Here is a 308-nt window from a genome sequence, read left to right on the forward strand (position 1 = left end):
ATTTCCTTATCGCCAATGACAAGCATGAACGGAATTTTGTTCATCTGTGCCTCGCGGATTTTGTAACCAATCTTCTCATTACGGCTATCCACTTCCACACGAATACCTCGCGCAAGCATCTTCTCTTTCACTTCTTCCGCATAACCGGCATGCGGCTCAGCAATCGTAATGAGCTTCGCCTGTACCGGTGCAAGCCAGGTTGGGAACGCACCAGCAAAGTGCTCGGTCAAGATACCGATGAAGCGGTCGATAGAACCATAAATCGCACGGTGAATAACAACTGGACGATGTTTTTGGTTGTCCTCGCC

The 308-nt window shown here is 49.0% G+C and carries 1 protein-coding gene; it reads right to left on the minus strand.

Annotated elements, in window-relative coordinates; genetic code table 11:
- Positions 1-308, minus strand: a 308-nt coding sequence (locus LKX83_RS32340) for a His/Gly/Thr/Pro-type tRNA ligase C-terminal domain-containing protein (RefSeq protein ID WP_255655026.1), incomplete at both ends; no start/stop codon positions are given.

The sequence above is a fragment of the Cohnella baijiui genome (assembly GCF_020731285.1).
Taxonomy (GTDB): Bacteria; Bacillota; Bacilli; order Paenibacillales; family Paenibacillaceae; genus Cohnella.